This is a genomic window from Burkholderia alba (assembly GCF_034721475.1).
Lineage (GTDB): Bacteria > Pseudomonadota > Gammaproteobacteria > Burkholderiales > Burkholderiaceae > Burkholderia > Burkholderia alba.
Window position 1 is genome coordinate 300,319 of sequence record NZ_JAWJWL010000005.1, and the last position, 15,103, is coordinate 315,421.

General features: G+C 67.3%; 15 protein-coding genes and 2 pseudogenes. 8 read left to right on the forward strand and 9 right to left on the reverse strand.

Annotated features, from left to right (window positions below):
- The first annotated feature begins 9 nt into the window (after positions 1-9).
- Both RZR99_RS07885 and tdh read left to right on the forward strand, forming a co-directional pair.
- Positions 10-1,209: a glycine C-acetyltransferase gene (locus RZR99_RS07885; RefSeq protein ID WP_323119187.1), complete on the forward strand. Its 1,200-nt coding sequence runs from the start codon at positions 10-12 to the stop codon at positions 1,207-1,209.
- A 13-nt stretch (positions 1,210-1,222) separates the two neighbouring features.
- The gene (gene tdh, locus RZR99_RS07890) at positions 1,223-2,251 is read left to right on the forward strand and encodes an L-threonine 3-dehydrogenase (RefSeq protein WP_323119188.1); all 1,029 of its coding nucleotides are present in this window, start codon (positions 1,223-1,225) and stop codon (positions 2,249-2,251) included.
- Positions 2,252-2,337: 86 nt separating this feature from the next.
- Here the strand turns inward: tdh and kdpA are convergent, their stop codons facing one another.
- The 4 genes from kdpA to RZR99_RS07910 all read right to left on the reverse strand — a co-directional run bounded on the left by kdpA (position 2,338) and on the right by RZR99_RS07910 (position 6,100).
- On the reverse strand, positions 2,338-4,146 hold the full coding sequence (gene kdpA, locus RZR99_RS07895) for a potassium-transporting ATPase subunit KdpA (protein ID WP_323119189.1): 1,809 nt from the start codon (positions 4,144-4,146) through the stop codon (positions 2,338-2,340).
- Between the two features lie 165 nt (positions 4,147-4,311).
- A complete protein-coding gene (locus RZR99_RS07900; RefSeq protein WP_323119190.1) occupies positions 4,312-4,716 on the reverse strand; it encodes a hypothetical protein in 405 nt (134 codons plus the stop codon).
- Positions 4,713-5,348: a GNAT family N-acetyltransferase gene (locus RZR99_RS07905; RefSeq protein ID WP_323119191.1), complete on the reverse strand. Its 636-nt coding sequence runs from the start codon at positions 5,346-5,348 to the stop codon at positions 4,713-4,715. Before RZR99_RS07905 ends, RZR99_RS07900 begins: the two co-directional genes overlap by 4 nt.
- Positions 5,349-5,455: 107 nt before the next feature.
- A complete protein-coding gene (locus RZR99_RS07910; protein ID WP_407655418.1) occupies positions 5,456-6,100 on the reverse strand; it encodes a YceI family protein in 645 nt (214 codons plus the stop codon).
- 88 nt (positions 6,101-6,188) lie between these two features.
- Between RZR99_RS07910 and RZR99_RS07915 the strand changes: the two genes are divergently transcribed.
- Positions 6,189-6,803, forward strand: coding sequence for a TetR/AcrR family transcriptional regulator (locus RZR99_RS07915; protein WP_323119193.1), 615 nt, complete (start codon positions 6,189-6,191; stop codon positions 6,801-6,803).
- Positions 6,804-6,917: 114 nt separating this feature from the next.
- Positions 6,918-7,397, forward strand: coding sequence for a nuclear transport factor 2 family protein (locus tag RZR99_RS07920; RefSeq protein ID WP_323119194.1), 480 nt, complete (start codon positions 6,918-6,920; stop codon positions 7,395-7,397).
- A gap of 11 nt (positions 7,398-7,408) precedes the next feature.
- On the opposite strand, the gene RZR99_RS07925 is transcribed toward RZR99_RS07920, so the two are convergent.
- Together RZR99_RS07925 and RZR99_RS07930 are read right to left on the reverse strand one after the other, a co-directional pair.
- On the reverse strand, positions 7,409-8,401 hold the full coding sequence (locus RZR99_RS07925) for a M14 family metallopeptidase (RefSeq protein ID WP_323119195.1): 993 nt from the start codon (positions 8,399-8,401) through the stop codon (positions 7,409-7,411).
- A 139-nt stretch (positions 8,402-8,540) separates the two neighbouring features.
- Positions 8,541-9,626 carry a tartrate dehydrogenase gene (locus tag RZR99_RS07930; protein ID WP_323119196.1) on the reverse strand — a complete coding sequence of 362 codons (1,086 nt, stop codon included), beginning with the start codon at positions 9,624-9,626 and terminating at the stop codon, positions 8,541-8,543.
- Positions 9,627-9,764: 138 nt separating this feature from the next.
- Between RZR99_RS07930 and RZR99_RS07935 the strand changes: the two genes are divergently transcribed.
- The 4 genes from RZR99_RS07935 to RZR99_RS07950 all read left to right on the forward strand — a co-directional run bounded on the left by RZR99_RS07935 (position 9,765) and on the right by RZR99_RS07950 (position 13,240).
- A complete protein-coding gene (locus RZR99_RS07935; RefSeq protein WP_323119197.1) occupies positions 9,765-10,682 on the forward strand; it encodes a LysR substrate-binding domain-containing protein in 918 nt (305 codons plus the stop codon).
- A 79-nt stretch (positions 10,683-10,761) separates the two neighbouring features.
- Positions 10,762-11,439 (forward strand): methyltransferase family protein, encoded by a 678-nt coding sequence (locus RZR99_RS07940; protein WP_323119198.1) that lies wholly within the window; start codon positions 10,762-10,764, stop codon positions 11,437-11,439.
- A gap of 125 nt (positions 11,440-11,564) precedes the next feature.
- Positions 11,565-12,188: a glutathione S-transferase family protein gene (locus RZR99_RS07945; protein WP_323119199.1), complete on the forward strand. Its 624-nt coding sequence runs from the start codon at positions 11,565-11,567 to the stop codon at positions 12,186-12,188.
- 236 nt (positions 12,189-12,424) lie between these two features.
- Positions 12,425-13,240 (forward strand): PhzF family phenazine biosynthesis protein, encoded by an 816-nt coding sequence (locus RZR99_RS07950; RefSeq protein ID WP_323119200.1) that lies wholly within the window; start codon positions 12,425-12,427, stop codon positions 13,238-13,240.
- 208 nt (positions 13,241-13,448) lie between these two features.
- Here the strand turns inward: RZR99_RS07950 and RZR99_RS07955 are convergent, their stop codons facing one another.
- From RZR99_RS07955 to RZR99_RS07965, 3 genes and pseudogenes are all read right to left on the reverse strand, one after another.
- Positions 13,449-13,913: a signal peptide protein gene (locus tag RZR99_RS07955; protein ID WP_323119209.1), complete on the reverse strand. Its 465-nt coding sequence runs from the start codon at positions 13,911-13,913 to the stop codon at positions 13,449-13,451.
- Positions 13,914-13,978: 65 nt separating this feature from the next.
- Positions 13,979-14,709: pseudogene (locus tag RZR99_RS07960) on the reverse strand (DUF3734 domain-containing protein); the annotation flags it as partial.
- A gap of 14 nt (positions 14,710-14,723) precedes the next feature.
- A pseudogene (locus RZR99_RS07965) lies at positions 14,724-15,103 on the reverse strand (patatin-like phospholipase family protein); the annotation flags it as partial.

Genomic DNA, 15,103 nt, shown 5'->3' on the forward strand with positions numbered 1-15,103 from the left:
AGCAATGTGATGCGTGATGCCTTTCTCGCCCAGGTGCGCGGCACGCTCGATCAGATCCGCGCGGACGGTTTCTACAAGACCGAGCGCGAGATCGCGAGCCCGCAGGCAGCCGATATCCGGCTGGCCGGCGGCGCGGACGTACTGAATTTCTGCGCGAACAACTATCTGGGGCTCGCGAACGACGCGCGGCTCGTCGCGGCCGCGCAGGCCGGGCTCGAGCAGGATGGCTTCGGCATGGCGTCGGTGCGCTTCATCTGCGGCACGCAGACCGTGCACAAGCAGCTCGAGCGCGCGCTGTCCGCGTTCCTCGGCACCGACGACACGATTCTCTATTCGAGCTGCTTCGACGCGAACGGCGGGCTGTTCGAAACGCTGCTCGACGACCAGGACGCGATCATCAGCGACGAACTGAACCACGCGAGCATCATCGACGGCGTGCGGCTGTCGAAGGCGAAGCGCTTCCGCTACAAGAACAACGATCTGACCGACCTCGAGGCGAAGCTGCGCGAGGCGGATGCCGCCGGCGCGCGCTTCAAGCTGATCGCAACCGACGGCGTGTTCTCGATGGACGGCATCATCGCCGATCTGAAAGGGATCTGCGATCTCGCCGACCGCTACGGCGCGCTCGTGATGGTCGACGATTCCCATGCGGTCGGATTCATCGGCGCGCACGGGCGAGGGACGCCCGAACACTGCGGCGTCCAGGGCCGCGTCGATATCATCACCGGCACGCTCGGCAAGGCGCTCGGCGGCGCATCGGGCGGCTACGTCGCGGCGCGGCGCGAGGTCATCGAGCTGCTGCGGCAGCGTTCGCGTCCGTACCTGTTCTCGAACACGCTGACGCCGAGCATTGCCGCCGCGTCGCTGAAGGTGCTCGAACTGCTCGCTAGCGACGAAGGCGCGCGGCTGCGCGAACAGGTCCGCGCGAACGGCGCGCGTTTTCGCGCGAAGATGAGCGCGGCGGGTTTCACGCTGGTGCCGGGCGAGCACCCGATCATTCCGGTGATGCTCGGCGACGCGCAGGTCGCCACCCGGATGGCGGATGCGCTGCTCGGCGAAGGCGTCTACGTGATCGGCTTCTCGTTTCCCGTCGTACCGCGCGGCCGCGCGCGCATCCGCACCCAGATGAGCGCCGCGCATACGCCGGAGCAGATCGATCGCGCGGTCGACGCGTTCGTGCGTGTCGGCAAGTCGCTTGGCATCGTTTGACGGAGAAGCGCCCATGAAAGCTCTCGCAAAACTGCAGCGCGGCCCGGGCCTCACGCTCACGCGCGTGCCGAAGCCGGAGGTCGGCCACAACGACGTGCTGATCAAGATCCGCCGCACCGCGATCTGCGGCACCGACATCCATATCTGGAAGTGGGACGATTGGGCGCAGAAGACGATTCCCGTGCCGATGCACGTCGGGCACGAATATGTCGGCGAGATCGTCGAGATGGGCCAGGAGGTACGCGGTTTCGAGATCGGCGACCGGGTGTCGGGCGAAGGCCATATCACGTGCGGGTTCTGCCGCAACTGCCGCGCGGGCCGCCGGCATCTGTGCCGCAATACCGTGGGCGTGGGCGTGAACCGCGAAGGCGCGTTCGCCGAGTATCTGGCGATCCCGGCGTTCAACGCGTTCAAGATCCCGCCGGAAATCTCCGACGACCTGGCCGCGATCTTCGATCCGTTCGGCAACGCGACGCACACCGCGCTGTCGTTCAACCTGGTCGGCGAGGACGTGCTGATCACCGGCGCCGGTCCGATCGGCGTGATGGCGGTGGCGATCGCGAAGCATGTCGGCGCGCGCAACGTCGTGATCACCGACATCAACGATTACCGTCTCGACCTCGCGCGCAAGATGGGCGCGACCCGCGCGGTGAACGTCTCGCGCGAATCGCTGCGCGATGTGATGAGCGATCTGCACATGACGGAAGGGTTCGACGTCGGCCTGGAAATGTCCGGCGTGCCGAGCGCCTTCACGAGCCTGCTCGAGGCGATGAATCACGGCGGCAAGGTGGCGTTGCTCGGCATTCCGCCGGCGCAAACCGCGATCGACTGGAATCAGGTGATCTTCAAGGGGCTCGAGATCAAGGGTATCTACGGCCGCGAGATGTTCGAGACCTGGTACAAGATGGTCGCGATGCTGCAAAGCGGCCTCGACCTGTCGCCGATCCTCACGCACCGATTCCCCGTCGACGATTTCGAGAAGGGTTTCGCCGCGATGCTGTCGGGCGACAGCGGCAAGGTGATTCTCGACTGGACCGTCTGAGCGCGCACCGCCGCGCGCCGGCCCGCCGGGGCTCGCGCGCGGCGGTGCCGCGCCGCTTCACGCGGGTTGTCTCCTCTTTCCCACTCCTACCGCCCCGCCGCCATCGTCAGCTGTTCGACGATCGGCCCGAGCGCGAGCACCGGCAGATAGGTCAGCGCCGCCATCAGCATGATCGTGCCGATCAGCAGGCAAACGAACAGCGGCCCATGCGTCGGCAACGTGCCGGCGCCCGCCGTGCGCCGCACCTTCGCCCCCAGCGACCCCGCCAGCGCGAGCACGGGCACGATCGCCGCGAAGCGCCCGAACCACATCGCCGCGGCCAGCATCGCGTTGTAGTAGCCCGTATTCGCGGAGAGCCCCGCAAACGCGCTGCCGTTATTGTTGGCCGCCGACGAGAACGCATACAGCATCTCGCTCAGGCCATGCGCGCCGGGATTGGCGACGCCCGCGACGCCCGCCGGCAGCAGCGCGGAGATCGCCGTGCCGGCCAGGACCAGGAGCGGCGGCGCGAGCAGCGCGATCGCGACCATCTTCATGTCGAACGCGTCGATCTTCTTGCCGAGATACTCCGGCGCGCGGCCGATCATCAGACCCGCGACGAACACGGCAAGCAGCGCGTGGATCAGCATGCCGAACAATCCGGAACCGGGGCCGCCGAACACCACCTCGCCCGTCTGCATCATCACCATCGGCACGAGCCCGCCGAGCGGCGTGAACGAATCGTGCATCGCGTTGACCGCGCCGTCGCCGCTGCCCGTCGTCACGGTGGCATACAGCGCCGAGGATACGATGCCGAAGCGCGTTTCCTTGCCTTCCATGTTGCCGCCCGGATTGCGTGCGGACGCGTGCGCGTCGATGCCCGGCACGGCAAGCTGCGCGCTGCCCGCCTGTTCGGCGCGGATCGTCAGCGCGGACATCGCGACGAGGATCGCGAGCATCGCCGCGTAGATCGCCCAGCCCTGCCGCCGGTCGCCGACCATCGCGCCGAACGTGTAGCAGAGGCCGGCGGGGATCAGCACGAGCGCGAGCATCTGCAGGAAATTGCTGAACGGCGTCGGGTTCTCGTACGGGTGCGCGGAATTGGCGTTGAAGAAGCCGCCGCCGTCTCCGCTCAGGATCTTGATCGATTCCTGCGACGCGACCGGCCCCATCGGCAGGGTCTGCTGGCGACGCGTGATCGCGCGGATCAGCGGGCGGCCCGCCGCGTCATGCGCGGGCGCGCCGCGCGCGTCGAGCTGCGGCGCCTGCCACGTGACGGGCTGCACGGTTTGCGCGACGCGATAGTCGTCGAAGTTCTGGATCGTGCCTTGCGCGATGAAGGCGGCGGCAAACAGCGCGGACAGCGGGATCAGGATGTATAGCGTGGCACGCGTCAGGTCGACCCACAGGTTGCCAACGGTGCGCGCGTCGCGGCGGGCAAATGCGCGGATCAGCGCGAACAGCACGGCGATTCCGGTGGCCGCGGACAGGAAGCTCTGTACCGCGATGCCGGCCATCTGGCTGAGGTAGCTGAGGGTGGTTTCGCCGGCGTAGCCTTGCCAACTGGTGTTGGTGACGAAGCTGACCGCCGTGTTGAAGGCGGAATCGGCGCTGACGGCGGGGAACGCCTGGGGATTGAGGGGCAGCGCGCCCTGGATGCGTTGCAGCGCGTAGAGCGCGACCGCGCCCAGCAGGTTGAACAGCAGTACGGCGACCGCGTAGGTCTTCCAGCTCATTCCGGCATCCGGATCGATGCCCGCGGCGCGATAGATGGCCCGTTCGACGGGCCGTCCCATTCGGACCGGCCACCGCGGGTCGCCTTCCGCGACACGCGCCATGTAAAGGCCGAGCGGCTTGACGAGCAGCGTCAGCACGACGACGAAGCTCCCGACTTGCAGTACGGCGTTCGGCCACATCAGGCATTCCTCCTGCGGCGGCCCTCTGACCGGGGCCGTGGGCTCACAGCTGTATTGCAGCGCATGGAAAGTCAAATCGAAGGAAAGAGTGGCGCGGCCCGCGTAAACAAACCGTCAAGATGGCCGTCCGGCTGTTTGCCACGTGCGCGCGCAACCTGCCGCGCATCACGCGTCGAGCAACTGCGGGTTCAGCTCGATGTTCAGGATCACGAGCCAGCGCCTCGGGCAATGCGCATCGATCACGGGCTCGGCATCGGGCGTCCGGCGCGTGCCGAGATACCCCTTTGTCTTCGCGTCGAGATATGCGCGTCGCGCGTCGGCCTGCAGCCAGAAGCTGACGAGCGCGCACGTGGCGAAGTTGAACAGCAGCGCGACGCCGGATTCCAGCGCGCCGCCGACGAGGTTCGCCAGAACGGCGAATGCGATGGTCATCAGCTGACTGACGCCGAGCGTGACGAGCACCACCTTGACGAGACCGCGGATGCGCATCGCCGCGCGCAACTGCGCGGCGCGTTGCGTGTCCTTGCGTTCGGGCGCCGGCGGCCGGTCGCGCGGGTCGCTGGGGGTCATGCCGCGCGGCTGTAAGGCGTGTGGGCGAGCGTGAGCTGGCGCGACCATGCGGCGAGCGACGGCGCGGCGAGCGCCGGCTTGCTCAGGATCGCGCTGTCGTAACCCTTGCCGGCGAAGCGGATGATGTCGACGACGCGGAAGCCCTGCCGGCTGTAGAAATCGATCAGATGCGCGGCCGGCTGGGGCGTGTCGAGCGCGAGGCGGCCATAGCCGCGCGTCGCGGCCCAGTGCCCGGCGAAGGCGAGCATCGATTGGCCGATGCCGCGCCCCTGCCAGACCGGATCGACGCCCAGCTGGCGGATGGTCGCGACATGACTGCGGCGATAGAGATCGCAGGCCGAGGCGGTATCGCGCGCATGCAGCGTCATCGTCGCGACCAGATGGCCCTTGCATACTGCGACGAAGCAGTCGCCGGCGAGTGCGCGCTGACGCGTGACGGCCGCGGGCTGATCGACGCACGGGCAGTTCAGACCCATCTGGCCGAGCCGCGCGAAGGCGCGATGCAGCAGCGCCGTCAGCGCGTCATAGGAGTCGTGGGCTGGATCGAAGCGCCTCAGCACGACGCGTCCGTCGACCTGCTTCGCGCAGGCGAAGTGGGCGGGTCGGCCGGTTGCCGCTGCTTGCTTTTGCATGACATTCCCCTAAACCTCATCGGTTGCCCGAAGTGTAGGGAGTCGCGCCGAGGCCTTTCAAGCAAAAATGTCGTAAAAAATCGCGGCGCCCGGGCTGCCGGACGCCGTCACGACGCGGGCGGCGCGTCCTTGACGAACTCCGCCTCGATGCGTACCCGCACGTCGTCGCTGACGGCGGGATACCAGGTCGTCACGCCGAACTGCGCGCGGCTGAACGACCCGCTCGCGGAAAAGCCGAGCGTGTCCTGCCGTGTCAGCGGATTGCGGCCGTAACCGTTGAACGTCACGGCGAGCGTGACCGGGTGCGTCGTGCCGCGGATGGTGAGATTGCCGGCCAGCGTGCCCTGTGCGTCGCCCGTGCGGACGAAGCGAGTGCTCTCGAAGCGGATCTCGGGCGCATGTACCGCGTCGAGCGCGTCGCTGCCGGCCACGAGCCGGTCGAGCAGCGGTACGTTGGTGTCGATGCTCGACGCGTCGATCGCGGCCGTCACGGCGCTGTCGCCGAGCCCGCCCGCGCGCCAGTCGAGTTGCGCGCTCGCACGGTCGAAGCGCATCGTGAAGCGCGAATACTTGAAGTGCCCGACGTCGAACACGATGCTCCAGTGATGCGGGTCCAGCGCATAGCGGCCCGCCGGGATGGCCGCCTCCGCCGTCGTCACCTGATGCGTGACCACGCGCAGCGGCGTGCACGCCGCCACTCCCGCCGCTATCGCGACGGCGCACGCGGCGCCTGCGATCCATCGTCGTTGCATCATCGGCCAGCCCTCGTCAGCATGTGCGCGAACGATAGCGCAACGCACCATGCTTGACAAAGGAGAATGATCGTTCTACCTTACGCTCATGAACTCGACTGACGACACCCTTTCCCCATCCGGCGCGCGCGATCGTCTGCTCGATGCCGCCGAAACGCTGATCTACGCGGGCGGCATCCATGCGACGGGCGTCGATTCCATCGTCAAGCTGTCCGGCGCGGCGCGCAAGAGCTTCTATGCGCACTTCGAATCGAAGGAAGCGCTGGTGGCGGCGGCGCTGGAGCGTCGCGACGAACGCTGGATGACGTGGTTCGTCGAGGGGACGCTGGCATGCGGCAACACGCCGCGCGCGCGGCTGCTCGGCATGTTCGACGTCTTGCGCGAGTGGTTCGGGCGACCGGATTTTCACGGCTGCGCGTTCCTGAATGCATCGGGAGAAATCGCCGCGCCGGACGATCCGATTCGGGTGGTCGCGCGTGAACACAAGGCGCGGCTGCTCGGGTTCGTGCGCGAGCAGTGCGATGCGCTCGCGACGTCCGGCGGCGTGAATCGCAAGGCGGTCGCGCGGCTTGCGCGTCAGTGGCTGGTGCTGATCGACGGCGCGATCGGCGTGGCGCTCGTGAGCGGCGACGCCTCGGCGGCGCGCGACGCGCGGGCGGCGGCCGAGCTGCTGCTCGACGCCGCGGCATCCGGTTCGGCCTGAGCTCGCGCGGTCGGCAGAGGCATCCGGCTTCCGAATCAAAATATTAGGTTTCCTAACCTGACGGACGCGCGTCGCGCGTCCGTCGGCCTGCTCCTTCTTTCATCGGAGAATACGATGTCCCAGTCAGCTGAAGTCCGCCCGCCCGTCCCGCCGTTCACGCGCGACACCGCGATCCAGAAGGTGCGGGCCGCCGAGGACGGATGGAATACGCGCGACCCCGAGCGCGTCTCGCTCGCCTATACGCCGGACAGCAAGTGGCGCAATCGGGCGGAGTTCGTCACGGGCCGCGCGGAGATCGTCGGCCTGTTGCAACGCAAATGGAACCGTGAGCTGGATTACCGGCTCATCAAGGAGCTGTGGGCGTTTACCGGCAATCGTATCGCGGTGCGGTTTGCGTACGAATGGCACGACGATGCCGGCAACTGGTTCCGGTCCTACGGCAACGAGAACTGGGCTTTCGACGAGAACGGTCTGATGGCGCATCGGCATGCGTGCATCAACGATCTGCCGATTCGCGAGGCGGACCGCCTGTTCCGCTGGCCGCTCGGTCGCCGCCCGGATGCGCATCCGGGCTTGTCGGACCTGGGGCTGTAAGCGGAGCGGGTTCAGCCGCGCCGGGCGATATCGCGTTCCAGCCGGCCGAGGCGGACCACGGTGACGCCCGGACGCAATTGACGCAGCGACGGCATCACCAGCACGCAATCCGGATATGGCGTCCGCACGGGGGCGCCGTCCGACCAGCCGATGATCGTGCCCGCGTCGGCAAAATGCTCGAGGCCGGTGTACGCGCCGGCGAAACGAAAGTCGAGACTATGCGCGACGACGGGCTCCGTCACTTGCACGATCCGCATCGCATCGGGCGGTGGCAGGAACCAGTCCGCCGGCAGGTCGTCGCGATCGAGCACGCCGGTGGCCGCCAGGAAGCGCGCGGTGCTGTCGCGCGCGACGGCGACGGCCCGCGCCTCCCAATGCTGGCCGCACTCGATCAGCAGCGCGTTCTTGTCGCCGGCGGGATCGCCGAAGCCGCCGTAGTCGCGCATCCGGGTGCCTTCGGGATGGCCCGCATCGCGGATCACGGTGGCCGGCGCGCCGACCTCCACGGCGAACGCCGTCCCCTTGTCGAGCGGCCCGGCCACGATCAGCGGCGCGCTGCGTTCGTGCATCGAGTGCAGATCGAGCAGCCTGTCGGCCGCGTCGACGAACGGCCGCAGCGCGCGGGCTCGGGTCAGCTCGACAGACTGCCGCGACAGGTCGTCGAGCAGCGCGGGCGTCCACACGCGATTGAAATCCTGATCGACGAAGCGGGCGGCATCCGGCCGCTCGGGATCGAAGCGCCGGTACGCGGCGACGTTGGCGAACGAGAGGACCAGCGAGCCTCGCCGCGGCCGCACCGCGCTTTTCAGCAGCGCGTCGACGACGATCGCGCCGCATACCTCATTGCCGTGGGTCAACGCATTGACCATCGCGCTCGGCCCGGGCACGCCGGAATCGAAGCGATAAACGTGCTCGACGCCGGTATTGCCGACGCGATGCGGTTCGAGATCGGGGAAGTCGACTTCGATCGGATAGTGAGGGAATACGGGAGCCAATGCGTTCATGGTGAGCTTTTTCGGGAGCAGGAAAACGGGCTCAGTCTAGATCAGCTTCGCATCGGAGGGGCAACGGATCGGCAGGAACTTGCGTGGGCCACGGTGCGTTGCCCTGCGACCGTGGTCCGCGTTTCGGCGCGGCCGGATCTCAGGCCAGCAGCCGCGCGGCAATCGCCTCGCCGACTTCCCGCGTGGATGCCTGTCCGCCGAGGTCGCCGGTGCGCGGGCCGTGCTGGAGCACCTGCTCGATCGCGCCGACGATCGCGTCGTGTGCGTCGCGCTCGCGGCCTGCTCCGTTGCCGAGGAAATCGATCATCATCGCGGCCGACCAGATCATCGCGATCGGATTCGCGACATGGCGGCCGGCGATATCCGGCGCGGAACCGTGCACCGGCTCGAACAGCGATGGAAATGCGCGTTCCGGGTTCAGGTTCGCCGACGGCGCGATCCCGATCGTCCCGGTGCAGGCCGGACCGAGATCGGACAGGATGTCGCCGAACAGGTTGGAGGCGACGACCACGTCGAAGCGGTCGGGTTGCAGCACGAAACGCGCGCACAGGATGTCGATGTGCTGCTTGTTCCAGTCGACGTCGGGATAGCGCTCGGCCATCTCGGCCGCCCGCGCGTCCCACCAGGGCATGCTGAGCGCGATCCCGTTGCTCTTGGTCGCGACCGTGAGCTGCTTCGCGCGTCGCTGCGCGAGCTCGAATGCGAACCTCAGCACGCGTTCGGTGCCGTGCCGCGTGAACACCGATTCCTGCACGACGAACTCGCGCTCGGTGCCTTCGAACATCGTGCCGCCGATCGACGAATACTCGCCTTCGGTGTTTTCGCGGACGATCATGAAGTCGATGTCGCCCGCCCGGCGGCCCGCGAGCGGGCTCGGCACGCCGTCGAACAGCCGGGCCGGGCGCAGGTTGATGTACTGGTCGAATTCGCGGCGGAACTTGAGCAGCGAGCCCCACAGCGAAATGTGATCGGGCACCGTTGCGGGCCAGCCCACCGCACCGAACAGGATCGCATCCATGCCGGCGAGTTGCGCCTTCCAGTCGTCGGGCATCATCCGGCCGTGCTGCGCGTAGTAGTCGCAGCTGGCCCATTCGATCGGCGTGCAGTCGAAGCGGATGCCGAAGCGGCGGGTCACCGCATCGAGCGCGCGCAACCCTTCGGGCATCACTTCGCGGCCGATGCCGTCGCCGGGAATGACGGCGATCCTGTAAACCTTCTCGCTCATGCTGTTCTCCTCTGTGCGCGGACGCGCGCTGGATGGACAAGGGCGCCGCCGGACCGGGCGCCGGACTCGTTGCAGACATTCTATTTATTTCCAACAGGATTAGAATCGGTAATCCGGTTAATCGACTTTTCACGAATCGTGAATAAATCACCGAACCTCGACGATCTGCGCGTGTTCAGCCTGGTGGTGCGGCTCGCGAGCTTCAGCGCGGCGGCGGAACAGCTCGCCGTGTCGCCGGCCTACGTGAGCAAGCGCGTCGCGCTGCTCGAGGCGCAGCTCGGCACGCGGCTGCTGCATCGTTCGACACGCCGCGTCGCGGTGACGGAGGCGGGCGAGCGGGTGTATGCGTGGGCCGAGAAGATCCTCGACGACGTCGATCATCTGGTCGAGGACGTATCGACCACGCGCAGCGTGCCGCGCGGCACGCTGCGCCTGTCGAGCAGCTTCGGCTTCGGACGGCACGTGGTGGCGCCCGCGCTGCTCGAATTCAGCGCACGCTATCCGCAGCTCAACGTGCGGCTCGATCTGTTCGACCGGCTCGTCGACGTGGCGGGCGAAGGCTTCGATCTCGACATCCGGATCGGCGACGACATCGCCGAACACCTGATCGCCAAACGCCTCGCGACCAACTATCGGGTGCTGTGCGCATCGCCCGACTATCTCGCGCGGCACGGCGCGCCGCGTCAGCTCGCGGATCTCGCCTCGCATCAGTGTCTCGCGATCAAGGAGCGCGACCATCCGCTCGGCGTCTGGCGACTGACGGTGCGCGGCGAGACGTCGAGCGTGAAGGTAGGCGGCGCGCTGTCGACCAATCATGGCGAAGTGGCCGTACAGTGGGCGCTTGCGGGGCGCGGGATCGTGCTGCGCTCGATCTGGGAAGCCGGGCCGCTGCTCGCGAGCGGCGCGCTGCAGCGGGTGCTGCCCGACGCGAGCCAGCCGGCGAACATCTGGGCCGTGTATCCGGCGCGGCTCGCGGCGTCGGCGAAGGTCCGGGTGTGCGTCGACTTTCTCGCGGAGGCGTTCGCGCACTGGAGCGCGCCGGCGAGCGACGGATAGCCGTGGGCCGGTGCGGCATGCCGCGTGTCGGCGCTTGCCGGCATCGAGTGAATCGGATTCGCATGAAGGAGAGACGCACATGGGCGATCTGTCGAAGCGGATGTGGGGCGCGCAGGCCCGGTTCCTCGCGCTGTTCGCGGCGATGCTCTTCGTATCGGCCGGATCGCTGCGCTACTGGCAGGGCTGGCTGTATTGGCTCGTGTTCGCCGGCTGTACGTCGTGGATCGCGCGTGATCTGCTCGCGCACGATCCGGGGCTGGTCGAACGCCGGATGAAGGTCGGCGTGAAGGCGGAACGCGAGTTCAATCAGAAAATCATCCTCGGCGTCGCGAGCGTCGCATGCGCGGGCCTCGTGCTCGCAATGGGGCTCGAATGGCGCGTCACCCGCACGCCGCTGAACTGGCCCGCCGTGCTGATCGGCAATGCGCTCGTGATCGCGGGCTTCGTGTCCTGCTTTTACGTGCTGCGCGAAAATCATTTCGCATCGAGCATCATCGAGGTCACGCACGAGCAGACCGTGATCGCGTCCGGTCCTTATGCGCGGGTCCGGCATCCGATGTATGCGGCGGCAATGGTGATATTTTTCGGGAGCCCGCTCGCGACGCAATCGTTCTGGGCGCTGGCGTTCGCGGTCGTGCTGGCCGCGACGATCGTCGCGCGGCTGCTCGACGAGGAGCGTTACCTGAAAACGCATCTCGCCGGATATGACGCGTACTGCGCGAAGGTGCGCTGGCGGCTCGTGCCGCACGTATGGTGAGCGCGCGTACCGCGCGGCCGCACCGCTGCGGCGGGAGCGGCCGGCACGGCGGCGGCGAACTGTCTCTGTGCGTGCCGCGGCATGTCCTCTAGAATCGATCGCTCCTCCTTCAAGGATGCCCCCACATGCTGAAAATCTTCGGTAAGGCGCCGTCCATCAACGTTCGCAAGGTGCTGTGGACCTGCGCCGAATTGCAGCTCGAGTTCGAGCGCGAAGATTGGGGCGCGGGCTTCCAGTCGACGCAGACGCCCGATTTTCTCGCATTGAATCCGAACGGCCTCGTGCCGGTCATCCAGGATGACGATTTCGTGATGTGGGAGTCGAACGCGATCATCCGCTATCTGGTCGCGCAGTACGACGGCGCGCACCTGTATCCCGCCGAACCGCGCGCTCGGGCGCGCATCGACCAGTGGCTCGACTGGCAGGCGACCGACCTGAACCGCGCGTGGAGCTATGCGTTCCTCGCGCTGGTCCGCAAGCAGCCGACCCACCAGAATGCCGACGAGATTCATGCGTCGTGCCGGAACTGGACCCGACATATCGCGATCCTGGACGCGCAGCTCGAAGCGACCGGTGCGTTCGTCGCGGGCGCGGCGTTCACCTTGGCGGATATTCCGATCGCGCTGTCGGTCAATCGCTGGTTCGGCACGCCGTTCGATAAGCCCGATTTTCCGGCGGTCTCCGCCTATTTCGACAGCCTCGCCGAGCGGCCGGGCTACGAAGAGTACTGCCGCAACGGTTTGCCGTGATGGGTATCGAGGCCGATCGATGCACGGTGTGTGCCGGTGGTGCCGGCGGCTTGCGGGTCGACCGCCGGCTTGCGTGGCGAAATGCGCGGCCCCGAGCGGCGGCCGGGCGGCGCGACGCGGGCCGTCGTTCGACCGGCTCCCGAAGGGCGGTTGCGCCGGGGCATGGTGTGCCGTGAGCGGATCGCTGCGCGTTCCGGCGGGTTCCACGTATTCCCTTTTATTGCTGCGAGATCTAGATGACGTCGCATCACGCTGTTCCTCGATCCGCCGGCGTGCCGATTTTCCAGGTCGATGCGTTCGCGAGCCGCCGCTTCGCCGGCAATCCGGCGGCCGTCATGCTGCTCGAAAGTTTTCCGGATGATGCGGTCATGCAGGCGATCGCCGCCGAGAACAATCTCGCCGAAACCGCGTTTGTCGTGCGGGAAGGTGGCGATTACCGGTTGCGCTGGTTCACGCCGAAGGTCGAGGTGCCGCTGTGCGGTCACGCGACGCTCGCCAGCGCGGCGGTCGTGATGGAGCGTGTCGAGCCGGAGCGGACCCGTGTGGTGTTTCATTCGAAGAGCGGTCCGTTGACGGTCGAGCGCACCTCGGCGGGCTACGTGATGAATTTCCCGGTCAGGCATGCGCGGGCCTGCGTGCCGCCGCCGGGGCTGGTCGACGCGCTCGGCGTCGAGCCGCTCGAGGTGCACGTGAACGAATTCAACTATCTCGCGCGCCTGTCGAGCGCACAGGCCGTGCGTGCGCTGACGCCGGATCTGGCGGCGCTGGCCGTGCTCGATCGCAGCGGCGTGATCGTCACGGCGGCGGGTGACGCGGAATTCGATTTCGTGAGCCGCTACTTCGCGCCGGCCAAGGGGGTGCCCGAAGATCCGGTGACGGGCGGCGCTCATTGCATGCTTGGCCCGTACTGGGCGGAGCGGCTGGGAAAGACCGTGTTTCGCGCGTATCAGGCGTCGGCGCGCGGCGGCGAGATACGGTGCCGGGTGATCGGCGAGCGCATCGAACTGGAAGGCGCGTGCGTGTTTTATCTCGAAGGACGCGCGACGTTTTGAGGCGGCGGCGCGCCGCGAGGTGCGAAAGGTGAGGTTTTTCGGGAGCCGTACCGATGCCGACGGGAGGCGCGCGAACCGTTGCCGCGCAGGATGCCGATGCGGCTGTCGGGAAGCGGGTTCGACGTGCGACACCTGCGCCGATCATCCCGCGAGCGCGTTCGACGTCACCGGCTCGGTCGTGCCGGCGCGACGAAACGAACCGTGAACGTTACAGCCGCTGCGCCTTCGCGAGCGTCAGCACACGTTCCCAGCGTTGCGCATCGCGTTTGCCCGTCATCGGCAGCTTCCATTCCGCGCGGTGCGCGTCACGCACCTTCACGACCAGATACCACGCGTCGTTCGCGGCTTCCGCTGCGCAGCCGTTCAGGTCGGTCAGCGTGTAGCGTCCTTCCGCGCCGTCCTGCGACACCCACAGCAGCCCCTTTGTCGCCGACACGCGCAGTTCGCCCCAGCCGTGGCGCAACAGATGCGTCCAGCCATCCTCACGGGTATTCGGCGCGATGTCGCGGCGGCGTCTCAGCCACCACGCGATCAGTGCGATCACCACGGCGGCGGCCACGACAGCCGCGCCGATCGCGGCCGCTTCGCCGAACCGGGCGGCGATCGAATGGAAGGCATACACCGCGCCCCATATCAACGCGGCGAGTATGAGAAAGACGATCAGGATCGGCATGGTGTATTGAGACTGAAAAGAAAACGGCCGGCGCTCCGAAGGGCGCCGGCCGTGGATCGCACCGCTTACCGCATCCGGTGGATGTCGTGCGTGACGAAGCCCGCGTCGTTGTCGGGCAGGGCCAGGCCGTCCTTGACGGAAAGCGTTTTCCGGATGTCCTCGAGCCCGGCCGACCAGTGATCGCGCATCGTCGACAGACCGAACTGGTAGTCCTTGTAGTGCTGCTCGTAGGCCTTCTGCTGATAGATCAGGTGCTGCACGTTGTAGCGCTTGCCGCACGACAGCGCCTCGGCCTGCTGGCACCACGGATCGCTCTTGCGCTGCGCGTCCGGCACCTGGTCGAGCACGCGGCGCAGTACGCTGCGAAAGCGTTGCTCGCGTTGCAGCGTGTCGGTCACGAAGCGCGTCCGGCTCGAATACTGGACGTCCTTGGTGCGCTCGGTGACGTCGTTCATCGTTTCGGGCAGCGGCCCGCGCGCGCTCCACAGATCGACCTGGAACGCGAGCGTATCGCGGCGTGGCGACGCACGCAGCACTTCCATCAGCGGCGTGTTCGAGACGACGCCGCCGTCCCAATAGAACTCGCCGTCGATTTCGACCGGCGGGAACGCGGGGGGCAGCGCGCCCGACGCCATGAAGTGCTCGGGGCGCAGCGTCGTCTTCGTGTTGTCGAAGTAGATGAAGTTGCCCGTGCCGACATTGACCGCGCCGACCGACACGCGCGTCTCGCCCGAATTGATGCGATCGAAATCGCACAGCTTGAGCAGCGTCGTGCGCAGCGCGGACGTGTCGTAGTNGCGTCGTCTTCGTGTTGTCGAAGTAGATGAAGTTGCCCGTGCCGACGTTGACCGCGCCGACCGACACGCGCGTCTCGCCCGAATTGATGCGATCGAAATCGCACAGCTTGAGCAGCGTCGTGCGCAGCGCGGACGTGTCGTAGTAGCTGACCAATTCCGGCGGGTTTGTCGTGCCCGGCAGCGGCGGCGGGAAGCGCGGCACGAAGAAGCCTCGCTGTCCCTGCAGGATGGCGCTCGCCGCCTGGCTCGCGGTGAAGAACGTGCGGACGCTGTCGTGACTGTTGAAGAGCGCGTACTCGAACGCGGCCGGCAGCGCGGGAAAGAACGCCGGCTGGCAGATCGTTTCCCAGAACTCGCGCAGCCGCTCGACGCGCCGCTCCGGCGGATTGCCGG